This window comes from Acinetobacter psychrotolerans, assembly GCF_048552595.1.
Classification (GTDB): Bacteria; Pseudomonadota; Gammaproteobacteria; order Pseudomonadales; family Moraxellaceae; genus Acinetobacter.
In genome coordinates, this window is the sequence record NZ_JBIMDK010000002.1 from 275,093 (window position 1) to 299,040 (window position 23,948).

Here is a 23,948-nt window from a genome sequence, read left to right on the forward strand (position 1 = left end):
GTAGAAAATATATCAATAATATCAAATAAAGGTATTGAACCTTTTGCTAAACTGTTCTACAAAGCAAAGGAAATATTTTATCTGCAATGTAAATAGAGTATTTAAAAAGCATATTACTTCACTTTTTGAGTTATTAATAAATCAAAAATAAATGCTACTATATGTGACTTGTATCACATTTATGATTTAATGAGACTGGACTCTCTGATTTGCTATAGGAATTTTTTATGAATGAGTCGCAACAAAAACAAGGTCAATCCCGTTTGTTGCTAAACATTGCCATGATTATATTGGAAACAATTTATTCTTTCGTATTGAAACATGATCGTGTTGTTCGCTTGCAAGCAAAAAGATTTGTTGCGCAGCAAACAACGATTAAGATCAATAGCTACATTCCGTATTTTGACTTTTATGTTCAATTTACAGATCGGGGCATTTTATTTGATTTAAAAGCACCAGAGAAACCAGTTGATCTTTCTGTAAGTAGCACTTTACTCGATTTAGTCCAAATTTTTGCTTTTGCCAACAGACGTAGCATGAAAAAACTCCGTTTAGAAGGCAGTGACATCATCAAAGATCAATTTCATGATTTATTGATCCATTTAACAGCACCTAAACTTCTTTCTGATTGGAAACAATGGTTAACCAATTCAGATGATGATGATCAAACACGTGCATCTAAAAAACGTATTGCGCCTTTGTTGGAAAAAATTGACCAACAACGCTCAAAAATCAACACACTACAAGTTGAAGTTAAGCAGTATCAGAACCGCATAAAACGCATGCAACGAAATCAGCAACGTATAAATACAACTTTTGGCGTAGTAGGCTTTCTTTTTTTGGTATTAATCGTGTATAATTTGTCGCAGATTTTTTCATAAAATCGAAGCAAATAATTCATTATTCTAAATTTGTATCGCTTGTAATAAATTCTGACTAAATTAGTCAGAATTAAATTCAAAAATACTTGACTAATTTAGTCAGGATTCATAAAATCCACACATCTAGTCTAAAACTGTATCGAATCATGCGTCTAACTACTCGCGGTCGCTACGCAGTGACTGCTCTACTTGATCTTGCATTGCAGCCAGTTGAACAAACGATCACGCTGGCAGAAATTGCAGCTCGCCAAACGATTTCCGTTGCTTATCTTGAACAATTATTCGCAAAATTAAAGCGACATGGTTTAGTTTCAAGTGTGCGTGGTGCGAATGGTGGCTATCATTTAGCACGCATTGCTGACGAAATCACTGTCTTAGAAATTATCGAAGCTGTAAATGAAACTGTTGATGCAACCCGTTGCGACCATAAAGCTAACTGCCAAAATGGTGCGATGTGTTTGACTCATGATTTATGGCAAGAACTCTCCCATCATATTGCCGATTACTTAGGTAAAATCACACTTGCAGATCTTGTAGCACGTGACAACGTACAAACCGTTGCAGTTCGTCAAAATTCAGCACCTCATGATTCAGCCCTCTTATCGGTTACAGGTATTTGACATGAAACGTCCAATTTATCTTGATTACGCAGCGACGACTCCAGTCGACCCTCAAGTTGCAGAACGCATGATGGAATGTCTCACATTTGACGGTACTTTTGGTAATCCTGCATCTCGCTCACATGCTTATGGTTGGCAAGCTGAAGAAAAAGCCGAATATGCTCGCGAGCAAGTGGCAAACCTAATTAAAGCTGATCCGCGTGAAATTGTGTGGACTTCTGGAGCAACTGAATCTGACAACCTTGCGCTTAAAGGTATTGCTCAGTTTTATGGCTCTAAAGGCAAACACATCATCACCAGTAAAATTGAACATAAAGCAATTTTAGATACCTGTCGTGAATTAGAAGAAGATGGTTTTGAGATTACTTACCTTGATCCAGAACCAAGCACAGGCTTAATTACTGCTGAAATGGTTAAGGCTGCACTTCGCCCAGATACGATTCTTGTTTCACTAATGATGGTGAACAACGAAACAGGTACTGTGACTGATGTTGCTGCAATTGGTGAGTTAACTCGCGCCAATAAAACGTATTTCCACGTAGATGCTGCACAAGCCGCAGGTAAAGTTGAAATCGATCTTTCTACAATGAAAGTAGATTTAATGAGTTTCTCTGGTCATAAAGTCTATGGCCCTAAAGGAATTGGTGCTTTATTTGTACGCCGTAGTCCACGTGTTCGTATCAAAGCACAAATGCATGGTGGCGGTCATGAACGTGGTATGCGTTCAGGTACACTCCCAACCCATCAAATTGTGGGTATCGGTGAAGCATTTGAACTTGCTGGTAAGTCTTTAGAAGTTGAACAAGCACGTTTACGCATACTTCGTGACAAGCTTTGGAATGGTCTGCAAGGTTTAGAACAAATATTTTTAAATGGTCACCCGACTTACAATGTTGCTAACTACTTAAATGTAAGTTTCAACTTTGTTGAAGGCGAATCATTAATGATGGCACTTAAAGATGCAGCTGTATCATCTGGTTCAGCGTGTACTTCTGCAACTTTAGAACCTTCTTATGTACTTCGTGCACTTGGCTTATCTGATGAATTGGCTCATAGCTCAATTCGTTTTAGCTTCGGTCACTATACCACTGAAGCAGATATCGACCATGTGATCGAAATCACTAAAGCTGCCGTCGAAAAATTACGTGCACTTTCTCCGCTTTGGGATATGTACCAAGAAGGTATCGACTTAAGCTCAGTAGAATGGGCTGAACACTAAGTTCTGTATTCAAAATTTGGCATTTTATTGAAAATCAGTAAAATGCCACCATATTAGAGTGTAGCAATACATATTTCTCAACGCGGACCCCGAGTTTTGGAGAAGCATCATGGCTTATAGTGAAAAAGTAATTGATCATTACGAAAACCCTCGTAATGTAGGCGTTTTAGACAAAAATGCTGAAAATGTTGGTACAGGTATGGTCGGTGCACCTGCATGTGGCGATGTGATGCGCCTTCAAATCCAAGTGGATGACAATGGCATCATTGAAGAGGCTCGTTTTAAAACCTATGGTTGTGGTTCTGCGATTGCTTCAAGTTCATTGGTTACAGAGTGGCTTAAAGGTAAAACTTTAGACCAAGCTCAAGCAATCAAAAATATTGATATTGCAACTGAACTTGCGCTTCCTCCAGTAAAAGTACATTGTTCTGTACTTGCTGAAGATGCAATTAAAGCTGCTGTTGAAGATTATCGTAGCAAAAAAGCTAAAGCCTAATATCTGTTTGTTTTTTCAGATGATTTTATATCGGAGTTTTCATGATCCACGTAACTGAAAATGCTGCAACTCATATCAGCAATTACTTAAAGAATCGCGGTAAGGGTCAAGGTATTCGTCTTGGTGTGAAAACTTCAGGCTGTTCAGGCTTAGCCTATGTACTTGAATTTGTGGATGATGTAGATACACATGATCAAGTATTTGAACAGTTTGGCGTCAAAGTTTTTGTAGACCCTAAAAGTTTGGTTTATCTTGATGATATGGAAATGGACTATGTTAAAAATGGTCTAAATGAAGGCTTCGAGTTCAATAACCCAAACAAAAAAGGTGAATGTGGTTGCGGTGAATCTTTCACTGTATAATATGCCCTACACTTTTTTATATTAAAACAGTGTCATGCACTGTTTTAATCATATTTGTTTTAACCAAATTAACATTACTGTTTTCTTGCAAAACATCGTGGATAAGTATCTCCCATGAGTCATTTTGAGTTATTTAATCTCCCAGAAGCACTCGATATTGATCTAGCAAACTTAAAAGCTAATTTTTTAAAATTGCAACAACAATATCATCCAGACAAAGCTGAAGATAAATCCCAAGCTTTGATTAAATCTAGTGAAATTAATCAAGCTTACAAAGCATTAGCCAATGTGGATAGTCGAGCAGCTTATTTATTAGCACTCAAAAAACAAGACCATAATCTCGACCAGTCGATTAATGATTTTGAATTCCTGCAATCTGCCTTAGAAATTCGCGAACAACTTGACGAAGCTATCGATACAGAACAATTGGTTTCACTAAAAAAAGAAGTGAATCAATGGATTGAAAGCTTAGTTCGTGAATTTAAACTTGATTACACGGAACAAGATTGGGCAGAAGCGAGAGATACAGTTCGTAAATTACGCTTTTTTCAAAAAGTCATGAACGATATTGATAAAGTTGAAGATCGTCTACTCGATGATGAAGACTTTGATTTAGATGATGATTTTTAATTATAGTTTCAATTTAACCATTTCAATCTAAATGCGGATTGAACGAGATTATTTCAAATGATATCGCTTTTGAAATGTCACATTTTGAACACTTATTTGTATATTTTAAGGATGTAATACAATGGCACTCTTGCAAATTGCTGAACCTGGACAATCAAGTGCGCCACACGAACATCGTATTGCGATTGGCATTGACCTAGGCACAACACATTCATTAGTTGCAACTGTATTATCAGGCAAAGCAAAAGTTTTGAATGACGAACAAGGTCGTGTATTACTTCCATCTATTGTTCATTATTCTAAAAATTCAATAGAATATGGCGATGCAGCCAAACCATTTACAACAACTGATCCTAAAAATACCATCGTTTCTGTAAAACGTTTCATGGGACGTTCTCAGGCAGATATTAAATTTCAACACCCTTATACCCTCATTGGTGCTGAAAATGAAATGCCTGCATTTGAAACATTACAAGGTCGTAAAACACCTGTCGAAATTTCAGCAGATATTTTAAAACAACTCAAAGATCGTGCTGAAAAAAGTTTAAGTAATCCTGTGAATGGTGCAGTGATTACCGTTCCTGCCTATTTCGATGAGGCGCAGCGCCAAGCAACCCGTGATGCTGCTGAACTTGCAGGCTTAAATGTACTACGTTTGTTGAATGAACCTACAGCAGCAGCAGTTGCTTATGGTTTAGATCAAGACAGTAATTTAGCTTCAGATCGTAATTATGTTATTTATGATTTGGGCGGCGGTACTTTTGATGTTTCAATTTTACGCTTTTCTCAAGGTGTGTTCGAAGTCCTAGCGACAGGTGGACATACCGCATTAGGTGGTGACGATTTAGATCGCCTCATTGTCAAATGGGCAAAAAAACAACTCAATATTGAAACCTTAGATGATGCTGAATATGCACATTTCATCGTATCTGCACGCAAAGCCAAAGAAGCTTTAAGCGATGCAGAATCTGTCGATATTAAAGTCCTAAACCATCATTTAACTCTAGATCGCACAACCTTTGAAGACATTATCAAAGTTGCTTTGGATAAAACCATTAGTGTATGTAAACGTGTTTTACGTGATGCCAAACTTGAACTGAATGATATTGAAAATGTTGTATTGGTCGGCGGCTCTACTCGCTCTTATGCTGTAAAAAATATTGTTGCACAAGTCTTTAACCAAGAACCATTATATACGATTAATCCAGATGAAGTCGTTGCAATTGGCGCAGCAATCACTGCAAATCAATTGATTGGTAATTCTCAAGATGGCTCACTACTTTTAGATGTTACACCACTTTCTCTAGGCATAGAGACTATGGGTGGTTTAGTAGAACGCCTAATTTCACGTAATACTGCAATTCCTGTCGCACGCCGTCAAGAGTTTACAACCTATCAAGATGGTCAAACTGCCATGTTGATTCATGTGGTACAAGGTGAACGTGATTTAGTTGAGCATTGTCGTAGTCTAGGTCGTTTCGTATTACGTGGCATCCCACCAATGACAGCTGGTCAAGCGCGTATTGAAGTTACCTATCAAGTTGATGCTGATGGTTTACTCACAGTATCGGCAGCTGAAACCACCTCTGGCGTACATGCAAAAATCGACATCAAACCATCATATGGCTTATCTGAGATTGATACCGAACGTTTACTCTTGGATGGTTATAAATTTGCTGAAGAAGATAAAAATCTTCGCCATCTGAATGAAACAAAAGTTGAAGCACGCCGTGAACTTGAAGCATTAGAACAAGCTTTAAAAGTAGATGCTCAGTTACTTACTTCAGACCAGCTCAATGCACTCAATCGAGCAACTGCCCAATTGAAAGTACAACTGGAAACAGATGATATTAAAGCGATTGAACAAGCTGTAGAGCAATTAAAGACACATAGTGATGCTTTTGCTGCTGAACGAATGAATCAACATATCGATCATGCTTTAAAAGGAACTAAACTTGATGAATGGACAAATTCAAACTAATTTATAGGTAAAGACTATGCCACGTATTAAAGTACTACCTCATGCAACAATTTGCCCAAATGGTGCTGAGTTTGAAGTTGAAGAAAATGCCAATCTTTGTCAAAGCATGCTAAATAATGGCATTAAAATTGAACATGCTTGCGATATGTCAAAAGCCTGTACAACTTGCCACATTGTTGTACGCCAAGGCTTTGACAATCTTGATGAAATGGATGATGTCGAAGCAGATTTACTGGATCGTGCATGGGGTCTAGAACCTGACTCACGCCTGTCTTGCCAAGTTAAAATTACCAATCAAGACTTGGAAATTGAAATTCCAAAATATACGATTAATCATGCTTCAGAAAATCATTAATTCTGCGCTTTAAACGCTTGAGATTAATCAGCTCATAAAAATAAAGCCACTCCATTGAGTGGTTTTATTTTTTTTAAAATCAATTAAATATAAAATTAAAAATACTGAAACTAAGGTCTGTTTACAGTGTAATTTTTGTACCAGTAGCCAAATAAATATAAAAAACTAAAGCAACGGCACTCTCATAACTACACTTTAGCTTGTCATATCTAGTCACAACCACTCTGACTACCATCAATAAAAATACACTCCATATCAACATGTGAAGAAATTAATTTAAATATTTTCATTGATTTACAGTTTTTAGACCAACGATTATATTTTTAGATATTGAATTAAGGCCAGACAGCTCAAACCCGATAAATAATTGCTTCTGCAAAATTTCGGAAAATGGAAAGTAACTTAGACCAGTGTTGATCATTCAGCATTGTACGAGGCCATAGCGAGTGTAAAATTGAGTTTGGCTATTTTACTATCTCGCTATTTTTTTAGGCAACAAATGCCAACAGCCTAATGAATTAAGCTTGAGTACTCACCTTTATTATTTATACAAAAATCTGTGATCAATTATGTTAGTTCAAAATCACTAAATTATTTATGCAACTTATATTCTAATTTACATCTTCAGTTTGTGGGTTAAAGTCGATGACCACGGTGAGCCCATGTGGTTGACTATGTTCAAATTTCAATAAAAAACCTTGTTGCTCAAGCAAAATTTGTGAAAGTGCTAATCCTAAACCATAGCCCTGTTGTAGCGCATTTTTACGCCAAAAACGTTTCGTTACCAATTCAACTTCTTGTTGATTGAGCCCTACTCCAAAATCACGAATAAATAAGCAATTTTGCTTTTGAAAAATCTGAATTTTTTGTGATGATTGTGCATGTCTGAATGCATTTTCGATAATATTTTTGAGGCTAATCGACATAGCTGAATAAGACAGTTGCAAGGCTGTTAAAGATTTCCAATCGACTGCTAATTCATTATGAATGTCTTGATGTGAATCTTGTAATTGCTCAACCACATCTTTCAGCAATAACTTTAAATCAACCAATTCAATTTGATGACTATGTTGATGTTCTGTTTGACTCAGGATCAGTAAATTTTCTAATAAATTCTGATAGCGTAAAATACTGCTTTCAGCATCCGCTAAAATATCAACAAAGGAGCTTAATTGTTGCTGTTCTGCCAACATTTTGCTCAATTGCACATTGGTTTTAATTGCAGTCAGTGGACTGCGTAATTCGTGCGCTGCATAGGCACTAAAGTTTTTTTCATTTTCTAAACTTTCGTTTAATCGTGTGACTAATTCAATAATATTTTCGATAAAAGTTTGAATTTCATTGGGAACATTTTGTTTTTTTAGACTGGATAAAAAATTCAGCTCGTGATTTGGACGTTGTCTTTGTTGATTTAATGATTTACTCATCATTTCAACCGGTTTAAATTCTGCTTTTACAATCCATAGAATTAAAACGATACAAAGAATTAAAGTAAGAACCAATGGGTATAAAATCGATTTTAAAATTTCACTCAGTAACGAATTTCTTAAGGTAATTTTTTCGGCAACAACAACTTGTAATTGATCTTTTTTTAATACATAACTACGCCACTCTACTCCATTTTGGTGCCACGTACTAAACCCAGCAGGACGTTCAGCCAAACCATTTGGCGCACCTTTAGTACGTGCAACAACCTGATGATTTACAATTACATCCGAACTAAAATAGATCACTTCACAAGCAATTAAATTTTGCGGATTAATCTCTGAAACTACAGGTTTTGCCGTTCGAGCCAATTGTTCGGCAGGAATTTGACCCAATAATCGCGCAACCATATGTGCGGAAGCAGATAAACGCTCATCTAGCGTTTCTGTCATTTTCTTTTCTAAATTCAGATATAACCACGCAAATGCAACCACCCAAACCAGTATGAATGCACAGGTAATACTTAAAACTAAACGCCATTTTAAACTATAATTTTTCATGAAGATGGCAACGAATTCAAATGTTCATCTGCGGATTTGGGGGGAATTTCTAATTCAACTTGAAAAATGTAGCCTACTCCACGGACAGTTTGAATATACTGTACACCAATTTTTTGCCTAAGATGAAAGATGTGTACATTCAAGGCATTACTCTCAATATTATCCTGAAAACCATAGACTTTATCGATAAGGACTTCATTCTTTAACACTTGTTTGGGATGCAACATAAAAATTTCTAACAAGGTATATTCACGACGCGACAAGTTCAGTTCTTGACCCTTTAAATAAGCTTTATACATGGCTTTATCTAACAGAATTTCGCCCAATTGTATTTGGTTCGATGCAAAACCACGATGACGCCTACCCAATGCATGAATACGTGCAATTAATTCTGACAATTCAAATGGTTTAGTCAAATAATCATCCGCGCCGACATTCAGCGCATCGACACATTGTTGGGTTTTATTTCGTGCGGTCAACACTAAAACAGGTAAGTTAATTTGCTGATCACGCCATGATTTTAAAATATCTAAACCATCTTGATCTGGCAATCCAAGATCAAGCAAACACAAATCGAGCGCTGTATTTTTAACAAAATAATCTGCATCTTTAGCAGTCGTAACATGCTCAACCGAAAAATTGAGATGCGCTAAAGCCATCACAATACTTTTTGCGATATAAGGATCATCTTCAACCAATAAAATAAACATGCAAATACTCACCACCGTTAGTACACTATTTTACAAAGAAAAACTGGGATTAATGTTCTCTTAATCTGAAATTATGGATAATGAAACTAAATGATAGAAAGACCTGAAATTATGACGTTGCGAACATTGCTGAATTTCTGTTGCTTCACTTTACTGAGCATAAGCGCTGTCACTACAGTTGCCCATGCGAATCCAGAATTCTTACCACCAGATCAAGCTTTTCAGTTGTCCGCAGAGTCAATTTCACAAAACAAAGCACAACTAAAGTGGACAATTGCACCGCATTACTATTTATATCATGACCAATTTAAAGTCAGTGTAAATAATCAAGAAATTCCGCTGTCATTACCTAAAGGTCACGAAAAAGATGATCCTACCTTTGGTAAAACTCAAGTTCATTATGAGCAAGTCGTTACGCAAATTAAGGTTAAGCCGAATTCAAGCTATTTGGTAATGTATCAAGGCTGTTCCGCGGATGGCTTATGTTATCCATTACAGCGTAAAACCATTAAATCAGATGCAGATGGTTTATTTCCTCAAACCCATGCATCAACACAAACTTTACTCAGCAATAACAGTTCAAATTCATTGCTAAATCAGTCCAATGATACAAAATCTCTGGATAAACAACCTAAACAAAATTCAGCGCAAAAAGTTGATTTGGCTAATAATAAGCAAGCTGCTGAAAAACTTTCGACTGAAAATAATCTACCGTTACAGGGTTCTGCTGCGAGTGAAGTAAGCCCTGATAATGTAGTGCCGGCAAATTCTGGCGATGAAACAAACTCAATGACAGAAAACATTCAAAATGTCAACACAACGTCATTACAATTGAATGACGATCAATCATTTTTCAAACTATTATCTCAAGATTCTTTATTTTTCAATCTATTGGTGTTTTTCGGTTTAGGTATATTACTTGCCTTCCTACCTTGTTCATTACCTTTAATTCCAATTCTTTCAGGCATCATCATACAACGTGCTAAAGGTTATAAAGCTGCGGTGATCGCACTCAGTTTTGTCATTAGTATGGCTGTGGTTTACGCCATTATGGGTATTGTGGTTGCCGAAATCGGCTACAGCTTTCAACGCTGGTTCCAAAGCCCTTGGATTGTTTCATTATTTGCAATTTTATTTGTAGTTTTAGCTTTGAATCTATTCGGTTTATTCCAACTGAATTTACCGCAATTCATCACCAATAAATTGCATAATCTACAAAATAATCAAAAAGCTGGCACAGTTTTAGGTGCTGTAGTTATGGGGGCATTATCAGCTCTTATCGTGGGTCCATGTATGAGCGCACCACTTGCAGGTGCACTCCTCTTTGTCTCACAAAGCCAAAGTGCCTTTTTGGGTGGTTTATATCTATTTATTTTAGGTTTAGGAATTGGCGTACCGTTATTCATTGCTAGCGTATTTGGTTCAAAACTATTACCAAAACCTGGACAATGGATGGATCGCATTAAAGTTAGCTTCGGTTTTATCATGCTCATGGTGGCTTTATACTTTATTCGCCCTATGCTTCCTTCTGCAATTTATTCAACCATTTTCGCAATCTTATGTATTGCACTGGCAATCTACTTATTTATCGCTTTACGTGATAGTCAAAAAACTGCCAATAAAATCATTGTGGCGTTGATTGCTATTTTGAGCCTAGGCGCAGCGGCATGGAATATCCAACAAGCGTTTTCTACTTATAAAGTGCAACACAGTCAAATTGAACATTTAGCATGGCAAAAAGTCACCACTGCGGAACAATTAGAGCAAGCGTTAAATCATGCAAAATCACTGGGCAATCCTATCATCATTGATGTCTATGCAGATTGGTGTGTCGCATGCCAACCCATAGAGAAAGAGGTATTCCCACGTATTGATGTTCAAAATGCATTAAAGGACTTTACTTTAATCCAATTAGATTTAACCACCTATAATGAATCACAAGACACCATTCTCAAACAACGTGAGATTTTAGGGCCTCCAACCATGCTGTTTTTAGATGTAAATGCCCAAGAAATTCGTTCATTACGTTTTACAGGAACATTCTCTGCCCCTCAATTATTGCAACATATCGCTAAAATAAACGTCGGCACATCATCACCATGATTACAACTCAAGCAATCCATTTAGGATCTATCATGCTGCCGTGGGGAGTCGTTATCCTCATCGCAGCAATTGCGGCCAGCTTATTGATTGGACAATTATGTAAAAAATATTTTGCAGTATCAGATCCTCAATGGATCATCTTCAAAGACTCGATATGGAGTGCAATTTTAATTGGTTTAATCTGTGCTCGTATTGGGTATATTGTATTAAATCTTGATATTTATCTGCAACATCCACTTGAGATGATTAAAATCCAAGACAAAGGTTTTGACATTTTCACAGGATTAATCGCTGCTTTTCTTTGGATATTCTGGAAAAACCGTCAACTTAAAAAAGTATTCATTTGCATACTTGTTACTATTTTCTTAATTATAATTATTTCAGCGACTTATATTCACCGTCAGATTCAAACACAGTATCAACAATTTCCAAAAGTTAAACTACTGGACACACAGCAGAATCGTGTTGATTTACAACAATTCATTGGCAAACCAACGGTTATTAATTTATGGGCCAGTTGGTGTCCACCGTGTCATCGTGAAATGCCAGTATTGAATGAAGCACAGCAGAAATTTCCAGATGTACAATTTGTCTTTATTAACCAAGGTGAAGATGCACAAACGATTCAAGCCTATCTGAAAAAAAATTCGATCCAGTTGAAATGGGTTTTATTGGATTTAGAAGGTATCACGGCACAGCAGACAGGCATGTATGGCTTACCCAGCACACTATTTTTCAATGCTCAAGGAAAGTTAATGGATACCCATATGGGTGAAATCACTCATGCTGCACTGCATCAAAAAATTCAAAAATTAGTTTCAAAATAGTTTGTTTATAAATAAGCAGCCTCTCTATATCTTTTTTTTAAATTTTTTTAATAGATTTTTATATTCTTAATTATCCATCTAAGAATCATTGCTTTACGAATATTTTTATTTGAAATAGGAGTTTCAAGTGTTTAATTTAAAAGCCATTGGGGTTTATACCTTAGGAGTTTTACTCAGTAGCTCATTGTTTGCTGCAGATGTGGATGCAATCAAAAATCAATTGATGAAAGACGGTTATACATTCGTCAAACAGATTGATGCGCCTGAAGGATTAACAGGTTGGACTGGCTATAAAGATGAATATCCTTCTACTGTATTTATTTCAAAGGATCAAAAACATTATATCGTTGGCGATTTATTCGATACTTCTGGAAAAAATCTCACCGAAGATGCAATCAATACGCATGTTAAAGGTGCTGTCTTGGATGAGATTTGGAAAAGTCTTGAAAAATCTACATGGATTCAAGATGGTGATGTAAATGCCAAGAAAATCATCTATGTATTTAATGATCCTAACTGTCCGTATTGCCATACGTTCTGGAAACAAGCACGTCCATTGGTAGAATCTGGCAAAGTTCAATTACGTCATATTGTGGTTGGCGTGATTCGCCCAAGTAGTAAAGGTCAAGCTGCAACTATTTTAAGCAATGCAAATCCAGCCGAAATTTTCAAACAATATAATCTAAGCAATGGCAAAAATAAGCTTGTGGAGATGAAAAATATTCCTAAAGATCTTTCTGAAAAAATAGATGAAAATACCAAACTTATGGATAAATATGGTTTTTACGCCACACCAGCTATTGTTTGGAAAAATGCACAAGGTGAAATTGAAAGCCAACAAGGCTCACCGAAAGATATTAATAAGTTGTTGGATTAATAATAGCCACTTTAATGATATATTGAAGATGAATAACGTTATTCATCTTCTTTTATTTAATCAATTGTAGACATAGTATTTAACACAACGACTAGCACTTAAAGTCTAATAAATAAACTTTCTAGTAACTAAAAAATCACGCTCCTACAGCTATTTTATCAATATCTGATCAATAAGCTAAGATTTTGGATGAGTTAGGTTACTCCTTGAGTTCACTGCTTAAATCATTTTTATCATTTAATTTTCCTTATTATCTATTGTCCTTAAATTTTAATTCATTACAAATTTATTCTAATTTTAAAGTTAAATCAATCACTCAGAAGCAACTTACTGAATCATAAATTATTGTTTTATAATGATAAAATCCACTATATATGAAAGTATATTTCACACATCCATGTGATATAAAAATTCATTTTCATAATCAATAAAAATGTCATGAACTTGCGATTTTCACTTTTTTCAAATCTTGTAACAACAGCATCAATTGTTGCATTTTTTCAGATCCATATTGCTCTTGGATCTTTAGATATAAAGTTTCCAATTTAACAGATTCAATTTCAAAACATTTTTTCCCTTGATCTGAAAGTTTGATCAAGCTAATTCGTTGGTCATGAGTATCTTTTCGCTTTTTAATCAAACCTAGCTTTAACATTCGGTTTAAAATACCAGTCAAACTAGGCTTCAAAATACATGCTAAATCAGCAAGTTGATGACTCTCTAACTCTTCATATTGATACAAAATACGAATAACACGCCATTGCTGTTCTGTTAAACCAATTTCATTCAAAGCAGATCTAAAGTGCGACATGATTGCTTCGCGTGCTTGTAATAAAGCCAGTGTCAAAGATGGTCGAATTGTTTTCATTCATCCCCCTATATCGCAACTAAAAATATATTAACTTATTGTTTAATTAAATCATTTTACGAATGCACAAACAAATATAACATTAATATTCAAATGAATAATACTGCATTTTACTGTCATGCGATTATCAATAACATTCAAAAATAAGATATTGTAGACACTCGGATACGATTAAATCATGATATATAATATGTAAGCACACTGCCAAATAGATTAAAAAATACATACAACTATTTGTTTTATGATGAAGTTAAAAATAAAATTTGATTTATATAGAACTTTTTTTATTCATTAAAAATATTTTACCAAATATTCAATTTTTTGAAAAAACTTCAAATTAATATTCGAATTTGATCGCTTTGCATGATTTAAAATTGATATTCCTTTGTTAGTGTTTATATTATTATGAAAAATCGCCTGTATATTAATAATTTTATAAAACTTCTTTGATTGACACGCTTCAATGTGCCCCATAACATCAAAGCACGTTTAGATCACTCAGCATTGGTTTTATTTTGAATTTCTACAATCCATTAAGCAATATTAGTCATTTAAAAAATATTATTCTTTTATCACTTATTGTCACTGTGTCAGGGTGCTCATCGCTTGGTGGTGGCTCAGTACAAAAACGTGCGGGGAAACTTTCAACGGGCATTCAAAAGGCTTTTTCTGTCGCACCAGACACCGCTAACCGTGTTTCTCCACTGATTGTGCAAAGCGCAGAGCAATATAATGTCGATCCTCTTTTACTTGCTGCGACAATTCGCCAAGAATCAAGCTATCGTAGTAATGTGACCTCTTCAGCAGGTGCAGTTGGTTTAACTCAAGTGATGCCACGTTATTGGCAACAATCTTGCCCTGGTGATTTATACAATGAGGCTACCAATATTCGTTGTGGCACGATGATTTTGGCCAAATATAACCAATCTGCTAGTAGTTGGAAAAAAGCATTAGCCTACTACAATGTTGGACCAACCAATTACGAAACCAATCGCAAAATGCGTAAACAAGGGAAAAAATACGCAAAACAAGTGAAGCAGCATGAAAAGCAGTTAAAGTCTGCTTTGTAGACCCATTCTTATTAAAAGCTGTGAATAATCAACTTGAATAATGAATCAAAGTGATTACTCATTAACGAATCAAACCTTGCGGTTGTAAGATGATTAATGCAGCTCCAATTAATACAACAGCTCCGCCTAGTAAATCCCAACGCGTTAAGCTAACTTGATCTACAAATCGTAACCACATTAAAGCTGTAAAAATATATATTCCGCCATACGCTGCATAAATACGCCCAGAGGCAGCTGGATGCAGCGTTAATAGCCACACAAATAAAGCAAGACTCAAAGCTGTTGGAATCCATAACCAATGGCTTTTATTTTTGTTTAGAATTAAATATGGGAAATAACATCCCAAAATTTCTGCAACAGCCGTCACCAAAAACAATAGAAAAGTTGTGATCACTTTCGTGAATTGAATATCCATAAATCTCGATAAATATTTAAGTGGATTGCATATTAAACATCTTCAATAAATTCTCGTTTTATTCCTCGTCTCTACAGAAGAAAATTAAGAGCGCTAAAATACTGAAAAAAGTCCTTTTATAGAAAATAGAATAGTTAATCATTAAATCTTAAAATAAAAACCCGTGAATAATCACGGGTTTTTATTTACGAATAATTTAAGCAGGTTCAGCTGTCTCGTCTTGGAAAACTTCGAGTGTTAACCCAACGGCCTTACCATTTTCTTTCTTCGCAGATACTGCAACATTACCGCCATGATCAGCCAATTCACCGAACAGGATCATTTCAGCCAATGGTTTTTTCAAGTGCTCTTGTATCAAACGTTGCATTGGACGTGCGCCCATTAGCTTGTCATAGCCATTTTCAGCCATCCAATCACGTGCACTGTCATCCACTTCAAGCACTACTTTTTTATCATCCAACTGTGCTTGAAGTTCGGTAAGAAATTTATCAACAACAGATCCAATGACAGTCGTAGGAAGTGATTTAAATTGAATCACGCCATCTAAACGGTTACGGAACTCTGGTGCAAACGCACGTTTCATTGCATCTTGATTGTCATTGCTATTGTCTTGTTCTGTAAACCCAATACTTGTACGTGAAATACTTTCTGCACCGATATTGGTTGTTAGAACAATAATTACATTACGGAAATCAGATTTTCGACCATTATTATCTGTCAAAGCACCATGATCCATCACTTGTAATAACAAGTTAAAGACATCTGGATGAGCTTTTTCAATTTCATCTAATAACAACACACAATGCGGGTTTTTATGAATCGCATCGGTTAGTAAACCACCTTGATCATAGCCAACATAGCCCGGAGGTGCACCAATCAAACGAGAAACTGCATGTCGTTCCATATATTCAGACATATCGAAACGAATCAGTTCTACACCCAATTGTTTTGCCAATTGTTTGGTTACTTCAGTTTTACCAACACCAGTAGGCCCAGCAAAAACAAAGCTACCCACTGGCTTATCTGGAGATTTCAAACCTGCACGTGACAATTTGATCGCAGATGCAAGTGCAGAAATTGCTTCATCTTGACCAAAGACCACACGTTTCAGATCACGTTCAAGATGTTCTAAAACTGACTTATCATCTTTAGACACAGTTTTTGGCGGAATACGTGCGATTTTTGAAACAATATCTTCAATATTTTCAACAGTAATCGTCGTATTTTCTTGTTCCGCTTTTAAACGGCGTTGCGCACCTGCTTCATCAATAACATCAATCGCCTTATCTGGTAAGAAACGATCATTGATAAATTTAGCAGCAAGTTCTACAGCCGAAACTAAAGCTTGATCTTCATATTTAACATGATGAAATTCTTCAAATTTGCTCTTCAGCCCACGAAGAATATCAATTGTTTCTGAAATTGAAGGCTCGTTCACATCTACTTTTTGAAAACGACGTGATAAAGCATGATCTTTTTCAAAGACTTGACGATACTCCTGGAAAGTCGTAGAACCGATGCATCGTAAGCTACCATTCGCCAAAGCGGGTTTAATTAAATTAGAAGCATCCATTGTGCTGCCCATACTTGAGCCCGCACCAATGATCATATGAATTTCATCAATAAATAAAATCGCTTCAGGTTTCTTTTTCAATGCATTTAGAAGTTGTTTTAAACGCTTCTCAAAATCACCACGATATTTTGTTCCTGCGACCAAAGCACCGATATCTAAACTAAAAACTTCTGCTTCAGCTAATGGTTTTGGCGCCTTACCATTAACAATCAACCATGCCAGACCTTCAGCAATTGATGTTTTACCCACACCAGGATCACCCACAAGCAATGGGTTGTTTTTCCGACGACGGCATAAAATCTGTGCTGTACGTTCAATTTCTTTTTCACGACCAATCAATGGATCGGTCTTGCCTTTTTGCGCTTCGGTATTTAAATTTAAAGTATAAAGTTCGAGCGGCCCTGCATTTGCAGAAGCACTTGATTCACCTTCTAAATCATCAGATTCTTCTTCAACCTGTATTTCTTCTTTACGCGCACCATGTGACAAATACTGAGTTAATGTCAGACGATTAATTTGATGACGTTTCAGTAGATAAACTGCAAAAGAATCACGTTCAGAATACATTGCAACCAATACATCTGCGCCTTCTACTGTACGATCACCACCGCTCGATTGAACATGGAAAATAGCACGTTGTAAAATACGATCAAAACTTTCTGTAGGATGAGGCGCTTGATCGCTGTTCTCACCCAATTTAGGGGTATGCTGTTCAACATATTCTTCAAGTTCTTTACGCAAACTGATAATTTCAGCGCCGCATGCTTTTAATGCGTTTACTGCAGAATCATTATCGAGTAAAGCCAACAATAAATGTTCAACTGTAAGAAACTCATGTCTCTTTTGACGAGCCATGCTAACAGCCAAACGTAGTGAAACTTCTAATTGACGACTAAGCATGAAACCCCCTTATTCTTTTGGCTCTATCTGACAAAGTAACGGATGACCTTGAGAGCGAGCATAATTGTTAACTTGGTTAGCTTTGGTTTCTGCGATGTCTCGCGGATACACACCTGCTTCACCTTTTCCTTCATAATGTACTGTTAACATTACTTGAGTAGCTTGGTCAAGATTCAAAGCAAAGTATTGTTGTAAAATTTCAATAACAAAGTCCATTGGCGTGTAGTCATCGTTCATTAAAACGACAGCATACATAGGTGGACGTTTAACTTCTGGCGGTGCTGTTTGCACAGCAACATCACCTTGTTCATGATCAGGATTTTCTGCATCACTCATGCGAGGGTTCAAATGCCAATCGATATAACCAGAATCATAAAACGATGATTTGACTTCATTTAAACTCATTTGACGTTTCTTGCTTCGCATATTATTTAAATACATAAGTTATTGAGAGTTTGCTTCGGCTTGTGGTACTTCAGCTGCAAATGCTGCTGAATTTTCAACAGCTTGACCACGTGACCAACTAAAGCGCTTAACGACAGGTGTTCCACCATTTAAACGAATTTCGATAAATTGTGGATTAAAGCCTTTTGGCATCGTCCAACGTCCTGTAAGACGCTCGAAATCCGTAAAATTATAATTTGCATCTTCCATCGGTACAGTTAGCACCTCTGTCCCGCTAATTAAACGAATTTCTGCACTACCTGATGCTCGTCTATTGTTTGGACTGACTTGAATTAAATCAACTTGATATTCAAATGCATTTTCAGGTAATGATTTCACCGCTAAGTTTTGAACAGTTAGGCTTAAACCACCACGTTGTTTTAACACTTCACGATAAATTGCACTCATGACATCGACTTGTGATTTTTCAGAAGTACTTTTATTCACAACCTCCAAAAGATCATTTGAGTTTGAAACTGCAACATCACGTTCTTGTACCGCAGCATTGAGTGTTTTATTCAAAGTATTCAGTGCTGTTTTTTGCTGTTTAACAACCTCTACCAATTGTTCAGCATCTGCATCGAAACCAACTACCGTCAGCCCTTGGCGGTGTCCAACCGTATATCCTACAAGCGTACTTCCAACACATAACACAAGGCCACCGATAATCAGTGGCATATTACCTTTCATGAAAGATTTTTTTGGCGTTTGAGTTGGTTGTGACGCGGTATTTGTTTCTGTGTTCTGCATCGTCATCTCTGATTATTGATAGAATCAAAACACACATTGAACCGTAAAGTTAAATGTGTGTGAAGTTATAAAGCGTTTTTTATGGTAATAATCCGATGCCTTGTAAGCCAGCATCTTCAGAAAAACCAAACATTAAGTTCATATTTTGTACAGCCTGTCCAGCAGCACCTTTAACCAAGTTATCTTGAACAGATAAAACAATCAACTTTTTCGGCTGAGGTTTATACAAAGCAATACGCAATTGATTTGCACCACGTACAGAGCGAGTTTCTGGTGAACTATTTGCAGGCATAACATCTACAAAATTTTCATTGGCATAAAATTGTTCATAAATACTTTGTAAATCAGCGGCATCACCTGCATCAGTCAAGTCGATATAAATGGTGCTTAGCATTCCACGAATCATTGGTACTAAATGCGGTACAAAAACAATATGATCAAACACACTCTTTTGACCTGAAATATTTTCCAAAGCTTCTACTATTTCAGGATGGTGGCGATGTCCTGCAACACCGTAAGCCTTGAAGTTATCAGCATTTTCTGAATAGATCATGCCAAGGCTTGCTTTACGACCTGCACCTGATACGCCAGATTTAGCATCAATAATAATACTTTCAGGTTTAATCAATGTGTCAGCATGTTTGAATAATGGTGCCAAGCCCAATTGTACAGTAGTTGGATAACAGCCCGGATTACCGATGACTTTGGCTTTTTTGATCTTTTCACGGTTCAATTCAGATAAACCATAAACAGATTCTTTTAATATCTCTGGGCACGAATGCTTCATGCCATACCATTTTTCAAATTGTTCTAAATTCTGAAAACGGAAATCTGCGGCTAAATCAATAACCTTAGTATTTGCAGCCAATAATTCTTCTGCATGTTTCATTGCCACACCATGTGGCGTTGCAAAAAATACGACATCACATTTTTTCAATTCATCGATGTTTAAATCTGAATAGCAAAGATCCGTATGTCCTCGTAAGCTTGGGAACATATCATCTACACGGCGACCATTTTCAGTACGTGAAGTCAAAACATTGACTTGAACATTTGGATGTCGTAGTAAAAGACGCAACAATTCAACGCCTGTATATCCTGTTCCACCGACAATACCCACTGAAATCACGTGCTTTACCTCAACTCAAAAGTATCCATTTTATTGTCTTGTAGTATGACAGGAAGTTTGATTTTTCAAAACTGTTTTAAAACAGATTGACGATTTATTGACAATAAAGATCATTTTATTTTTTGGAAATTTTCTATAAATACTTAATTCAAAACATTCAATGATGTAGTAAAAAAATGACGATAAATTAAGTAAAAATCAACAATTCGATCTAAAAAGAACAAAATACAATCTTCTCAATCAGTAAATTCGTAGCGACAAAATTTTTCACATCAATGGATTCAATAAAACAATACAAGCCTACGTCCATTAGGTTGAAGTTTATACAGCATTGCTCCACAGAATTTGTACTTTTATTTAGATCATAAAATTTGCAATCATTGCTTTTCAGATGATGGCTGTAAAAATAATGGTTCGAAAATATTGACGTGCTAAACCCAAATATAAGATCCAACATGTTTTAAATATCAAGAAGTTTTTAATCGATAATCTATGTCCAGAAAATTATTTTGCTTTATGGTTTTATTCAAAATTCATTATAAAACAACAAAATAATACTAGCCTTGTATTCTCAAAATTTCTATGCATAATAAATTAGAGTAATTACTCTAATTTCAATAGTGGGAATAATTCAACATGATTGGATCTCGTGAATGGATAAATCTAAGTAATGGAAAATTAAGCTTTAAAGAAAAATCTCAAATAATTAAACAAGTATTGCTCCCTGCAACTTTAAACTACAGCAAAACTTTTTTTAAAATTGAGCCACAATCAATCACAATACAATTTGACCAGTTTAAAATTCCTGATACATCAATTGTGAAAGAAGCGATTGCTGAATTAGAAAGTACAAATAATCAAGCCATTGTCACTCATTCATGGCGCAGCTATTTTTGGGGTATTGCGATTGCACAGATTAAAAATTGGCAGTTTGATGAAGAAAGTTTACTCATTGCCAGTTTGATGCATGATTTAGGTTTGGTTGATCATTTAGAACAATATGCTTGCCAATGTTTTACTTCTGAAAGTGCTTTACGAACAGAAAGCTTATGTGCAAAACATCATTATCAAAAAGACAAAACAGAAAATATTTCCAATGCAATTTGCCTACACATGAATGGTTATTTAGATGAAAATGATCAAAATTTATCTAAAGAAGTGTTATTACTACAAAAAGCAACGTCATGTGATGTTATTGGAACGGATTTCAGCACATTTCCCTTAAATTTCAGAGATCAAGTCTTAGAACATTACCCACGGTTACAATTCAATGCTGAAATGCGTAAACTTATATCAATAGAAGCGAAAAGAAACCCTCTATCTCGTACAGCGCTGATGAGTAAATTGGGGCTTCCAAGCATGATTCAAATGAATATTTTCAAAGAATAAAAAGTTAAGGAATAAAATAATGACAAATACCGCACTCATCCAAAAGACTATTCATTTTGGTCAATATCCAATTCTTGTCGATATTCATTCACATTCAGAAAATAATCATCATATTATTTTGTTAGCCGCACTTGGCGTGGCAATGAGTAAGTACGAAAAACTAATATCCGCACTCACACAAAATGGTTTTAATGTTATTTCTGCGGATTATCTTGGTTGTGGTCGTAACCTACCCGCTGTTTCTGCAAATTTTGATTATAGCTATGCAGATCTATTAAATGACTTTATTCCACAGCTTGAGCACGTTGCTTTAGAAATTAATGGTCAACGTCCTATTTTATTTGGACATAGCTTAGGTGGGCATTTGGCAACGCTTTATGCACAAAGTCATAAAAATAGAGTGATTGGCGTTGCGACTGGAAATATTGGCTTTAAAAACTGGGACTTAAAAGGCAAGATTAATATTATTAAAGCAACTACAGTGATTAATGCTTTAATTTTAAAAGATGGTTATTTAGCAGGTCATAAAATTGGTTTTGGTCATACTGAAGCAAAATCGTTAATGCGAGATTGGTCAAAAACAGTATTTACTGGAAATTATAAGCATGTTATCGGTCATGAAAAAATTGTAGATAATGATGCTCTTTTTTTGTATTTAACAGGTGATGATTTTGCACCGATGAGTTCCATGCTGGGTTTAAGTCGTTATTTTAGACACCCTCAAATTGAAATTTTAGATTTAACACAACAACTTAAAGGAAATCAACATAGTGCTTGGATCAAACAACCAGAGGAGGTCGTAAAGTTAATTAAAGATTGGATAAATAATGACTAAATTATTTTAATTTTGAATTCTTATAGCGATTCAAAATACTATCAAGTTCCTTACCACCACCAAGGCATTACACTACTTTTTAAAACTTTACGATGCTGCTGATAGTATTGATCATGCTTTTCAACTTCAGACCAAAAAGCAGCGCTATGATCAAAATGTTTGGTATGTGCCAATTCATGTACACAGACATAACGGGTAATTTGTTGATCACATAAAACCAGTGCACTATTGAGCATAATATCATGACGAGCTGTACAACTTCCCCAACGTGTTTTTGGGTGTCGAACAGCACACTGTCCAAACTTTAAACGGGTTTCATCACTGACTTGCTTTAAATAAATCGGTAAATAATGCTTTGCATAAGCAACCACAAAAGCTTTTAAGTAACTGTCAGATTGACGATCACTAATCATTAATTGATGATTCAGCTCATCAAGAACATAAGCGTTTTTCTGTGTCTGATAAATAATTTGTAGAGGTCGTTCTAAATTAAACAGCTTTAATTCAGTCGGTAAAGTCCGATCAATCTGTATCACTTTTTCTTGTTGTTTTTGCCACGTTTCAATCATCCACTGCTTAGACTGCGCTAAAAAATCCTGAACTTGACGCTTTGTACAAAATTTAGGAACAGTTAGACGAATATGACTGGGTTCAACACGTAAACGCAAGCGTGTTGCCCGTGCATGATGTGTGACTTTTATTTCAGGAAGATTTGCCATCTTAATACGCTTATTTTTAGAATCTCCCCCAACGCTTACTTTAAAAAAGGAGGCAGTAAACCTCATCTTTACTCAAGCAGAAGTTAGGGGAAAAATTTTTTCTTATCCTGCGGTACGCTCTTCAATACCATGATTGGTGGCAACTACAGCAACATCAGCTTTATTGATCGCAAAAATACCATTACACACCACTCCAGGAATATCGTTAATGGTTTTTTCTACCTCTAATGCATTCAAAATATTTAAATTATACACATCTAGAATGACATTACCGTTATCCGTTACCACACCTTCACGATAAACTGGGTCACCGCCTAATGATACAATTTTACGTGCAACTGCTGAACGTGCCATAGGAATCACTTCGATAGGCAACGGAAATTCACGGCCTAATTGATCGACCCATTTCGAATCATCGACAATGCATACAAACTTTTTCGCAATAGATGCCACGATTTTTTCACGCGTGAGTGCTGCACCACCGCCTTTAATCATATGTAAATGACGATCAATTTCATCAGCACCATCCACATAAGCATCTAAACCACCGACATGGTTCATATCAACCACCTCAATACCTAGTTTCTTAAGACGTTGAGCTGTTGCTTCTGAACTCGCAACTGCTGCTTCGAGTTGTAACTGAGGTAATAATTCAATTAAGAAGTTCACTGTACTACCAGTACCGACTCCCAGAATGCCCCCTTTTGGTAAGTGTTTTAAAGCGGCTTGGGCTGCAGCTTGTTGTTGCTCATCCTGGGTAGCATCAAGGCTCAGGACATCTCTCACTACATATTCAATTTCCTGCACATT

General features: G+C 36.0%; 24 protein-coding genes and 1 pseudogene. 14 read left to right on the forward strand and 11 right to left on the reverse strand.

Annotated features, from left to right (window positions below; translation table 11 throughout):
• Positions 1 to 227 precede the first annotated feature (227 nt).
• The 8 genes from ACG94X_RS03100 (at position 228) to fdx (ending at position 6,544) form a co-directional block, all read left to right on the forward strand.
• Complete coding sequence (locus ACG94X_RS03100; protein WP_419382262.1) at positions 228 to 881, forward strand: hypothetical protein; 654 nt, start codon at positions 228 to 230, stop codon at positions 879 to 881.
• Between the two features lie 146 nt (positions 882 to 1,027).
• Positions 1,028 to 1,501: an Rrf2 family transcriptional regulator gene (locus tag ACG94X_RS03105; RefSeq protein ID WP_419382263.1), complete on the forward strand. Its 474-nt coding sequence runs from the start codon at positions 1,028 to 1,030 to the stop codon at positions 1,499 to 1,501.
• A 1-nt stretch (position 1,502) separates the two neighbouring features.
• Complete coding sequence (locus ACG94X_RS03110; protein ID WP_419382264.1) at positions 1,503 to 2,720, forward strand: IscS subfamily cysteine desulfurase; 1,218 nt, start codon at positions 1,503 to 1,505, stop codon at positions 2,718 to 2,720.
• Positions 2,721 to 2,829: 109 nt separating this feature from the next.
• Positions 2,830 to 3,216, forward strand: coding sequence for a Fe-S cluster assembly scaffold IscU (gene iscU / locus ACG94X_RS03115; RefSeq protein WP_419382265.1), 387 nt, complete (start codon positions 2,830 to 2,832; stop codon positions 3,214 to 3,216).
• 41 nt (positions 3,217 to 3,257) lie between these two features.
• Complete coding sequence (gene iscA, locus ACG94X_RS03120) at positions 3,258 to 3,578, forward strand: iron-sulfur cluster assembly protein IscA (protein ID WP_419382266.1); 321 nt, start codon at positions 3,258 to 3,260, stop codon at positions 3,576 to 3,578.
• 114 nt (positions 3,579 to 3,692) lie between these two features.
• Positions 3,693 to 4,208, forward strand: coding sequence for a Fe-S protein assembly co-chaperone HscB (gene hscB, locus ACG94X_RS03125; RefSeq protein WP_419382267.1), 516 nt, complete (start codon positions 3,693 to 3,695; stop codon positions 4,206 to 4,208).
• A gap of 121 nt (positions 4,209 to 4,329) precedes the next feature.
• On the forward strand, positions 4,330 to 6,189 hold the full coding sequence (gene hscA, locus ACG94X_RS03130) for a Fe-S protein assembly chaperone HscA (protein WP_419382268.1): 1,860 nt from the start codon (positions 4,330 to 4,332) through the stop codon (positions 6,187 to 6,189).
• 16 nt (positions 6,190 to 6,205) lie between these two features.
• Entirely contained in the window at positions 6,206 to 6,544 is a 339-nt protein-coding gene (fdx, locus tag ACG94X_RS03135; RefSeq protein WP_419382269.1) for an ISC system 2Fe-2S type ferredoxin, read from the forward strand.
• Positions 6,545 to 6,771: 227 nt separating this feature from the next.
• Here the strand turns inward: fdx and ACG94X_RS03140 are convergent.
• From ACG94X_RS03140 to ACG94X_RS03150, 3 genes and pseudogenes are all read right to left on the reverse strand, one after another.
• Positions 6,772 to 6,972, reverse strand: a pseudogene (locus tag ACG94X_RS03140) (IS5/IS1182 family transposase); the annotation flags it as partial.
• 183 nt (positions 6,973 to 7,155) lie between these two features.
• Positions 7,156 to 8,529, reverse strand: a complete 1,374-nt coding sequence (locus ACG94X_RS03145; RefSeq protein WP_419382270.1) for a sensor histidine kinase — start codon at positions 8,527 to 8,529, stop codon at positions 7,156 to 7,158.
• Entirely contained in the window at positions 8,526 to 9,239 is a 714-nt protein-coding gene (locus ACG94X_RS03150; protein ID WP_419382271.1) for a response regulator, read from the reverse strand. Before ACG94X_RS03150 ends, ACG94X_RS03145 begins: the two co-directional genes overlap by 4 nt.
• 90 nt (positions 9,240 to 9,329) lie before the next feature.
• Between ACG94X_RS03150 and dsbD the strand changes: the two genes are divergently transcribed.
• From dsbD to dsbG, 3 genes are all read left to right on the forward strand, one after another.
• Positions 9,330 to 11,342 (forward strand): protein-disulfide reductase DsbD, encoded by a 2,013-nt coding sequence (dsbD, locus tag ACG94X_RS03155; RefSeq protein ID WP_419382272.1) that lies wholly within the window; start codon positions 9,330 to 9,332, stop codon positions 11,340 to 11,342.
• On the forward strand, positions 11,339 to 12,169 hold the full coding sequence (locus tag ACG94X_RS03160; protein ID WP_419382273.1) for a prolipoprotein diacylglyceryl transferase family protein: 831 nt from the start codon (positions 11,339 to 11,341) through the stop codon (positions 12,167 to 12,169). The genes dsbD and ACG94X_RS03160 overlap by 4 nt, the downstream gene beginning before the upstream one ends.
• A 127-nt stretch (positions 12,170 to 12,296) precedes the next feature.
• On the forward strand, positions 12,297 to 13,046 hold the full coding sequence (gene dsbG / locus ACG94X_RS03165; RefSeq protein ID WP_419382274.1) for a thiol:disulfide interchange protein DsbG: 750 nt from the start codon (positions 12,297 to 12,299) through the stop codon (positions 13,044 to 13,046).
• A 436-nt stretch (positions 13,047 to 13,482) separates the two neighbouring features.
• Here the strand turns inward: dsbG and hpaR are convergent, their stop codons facing one another.
• Positions 13,483 to 13,914 carry a homoprotocatechuate degradation operon regulator HpaR gene (hpaR, locus tag ACG94X_RS03170; RefSeq protein ID WP_419382275.1) on the reverse strand — a complete coding sequence of 144 codons (432 nt, stop codon included), beginning with the start codon at positions 13,912 to 13,914 and terminating at the stop codon, positions 13,483 to 13,485.
• Positions 13,915 to 14,456: 542 nt separating this feature from the next.
• Between hpaR and ACG94X_RS03175 the strand changes: the two genes are divergently transcribed.
• Positions 14,457 to 14,984, forward strand: coding sequence for a lytic transglycosylase domain-containing protein (locus tag ACG94X_RS03175; RefSeq protein ID WP_419382318.1), 528 nt, complete (start codon positions 14,457 to 14,459; stop codon positions 14,982 to 14,984).
• Between the two features lie 61 nt (positions 14,985 to 15,045).
• On the opposite strand, the gene ACG94X_RS03180 is transcribed toward ACG94X_RS03175, so the two are convergent.
• The 5 genes from ACG94X_RS03180 to argC all read right to left on the reverse strand — a co-directional run bounded on the left by ACG94X_RS03180 (position 15,046) and on the right by argC (position 20,195).
• The gene (locus ACG94X_RS03180) at positions 15,046 to 15,399 is read right to left on the reverse strand and encodes a YnfA family protein (RefSeq protein ID WP_419382276.1); all 354 of its coding nucleotides are present in this window, start codon (positions 15,397 to 15,399) and stop codon (positions 15,046 to 15,048) included.
• Between the two features lie 196 nt (positions 15,400 to 15,595).
• Positions 15,596 to 17,872, reverse strand: coding sequence for an ATP-dependent Clp protease ATP-binding subunit ClpA (gene clpA, locus ACG94X_RS03185; RefSeq protein WP_419382277.1), 2,277 nt, complete (start codon positions 17,870 to 17,872; stop codon positions 15,596 to 15,598).
• Between the two features lie 9 nt (positions 17,873 to 17,881).
• A complete protein-coding gene (gene clpS, locus ACG94X_RS03190; protein ID WP_419382278.1) occupies positions 17,882 to 18,298 on the reverse strand; it encodes an ATP-dependent Clp protease adapter ClpS in 417 nt (138 codons plus the stop codon).
• 18 nt (positions 18,299 to 18,316) lie between these two features.
• Complete coding sequence (locus ACG94X_RS03195) at positions 18,317 to 19,066, reverse strand: DUF6776 family protein (protein WP_419382279.1); 750 nt, start codon at positions 19,064 to 19,066, stop codon at positions 18,317 to 18,319.
• Positions 19,067 to 19,145: 79 nt separating this feature from the next.
• On the reverse strand, positions 19,146 to 20,195 hold the full coding sequence (gene argC / locus ACG94X_RS03200) for an N-acetyl-gamma-glutamyl-phosphate reductase (protein ID WP_419382280.1): 1,050 nt from the start codon (positions 20,193 to 20,195) through the stop codon (positions 19,146 to 19,148).
• Positions 20,196 to 20,831: 636 nt separating this feature from the next.
• Here argC and ACG94X_RS03205 point away from each other — a divergent pair.
• Both ACG94X_RS03205 and ACG94X_RS03210 read left to right on the forward strand, forming a co-directional pair.
• Positions 20,832 to 21,584 carry an HD domain-containing protein gene (locus tag ACG94X_RS03205; RefSeq protein ID WP_419382281.1) on the forward strand — a complete coding sequence of 251 codons (753 nt, stop codon included), beginning with the start codon at positions 20,832 to 20,834 and terminating at the stop codon, positions 21,582 to 21,584.
• A gap of 19 nt (positions 21,585 to 21,603) precedes the next feature.
• The gene (locus ACG94X_RS03210; RefSeq protein WP_419382282.1) at positions 21,604 to 22,419 is read left to right on the forward strand and encodes an alpha/beta fold hydrolase; all 816 of its coding nucleotides are present in this window, start codon (positions 21,604 to 21,606) and stop codon (positions 22,417 to 22,419) included.
• 50 nt (positions 22,420 to 22,469) lie between these two features.
• On the opposite strand, the gene ACG94X_RS03215 is transcribed toward ACG94X_RS03210, so the two are convergent.
• Together ACG94X_RS03215 and rpiA are read right to left on the reverse strand one after the other, a co-directional pair.
• On the reverse strand, positions 22,470 to 23,138 hold the full coding sequence (locus tag ACG94X_RS03215) for a YgjP family zinc-dependent metalloprotease (RefSeq protein ID WP_419382283.1): 669 nt from the start codon (positions 23,136 to 23,138) through the stop codon (positions 22,470 to 22,472).
• Between the two features lie 102 nt (positions 23,139 to 23,240).
• Positions 23,241 to 23,912 carry a ribose-5-phosphate isomerase RpiA gene (gene rpiA, locus ACG94X_RS03220; RefSeq protein WP_419382319.1) on the reverse strand — a complete coding sequence of 224 codons (672 nt, stop codon included), beginning with the start codon at positions 23,910 to 23,912 and terminating at the stop codon, positions 23,241 to 23,243.
• Positions 23,913 to 23,948 lie beyond the last annotated feature (36 nt).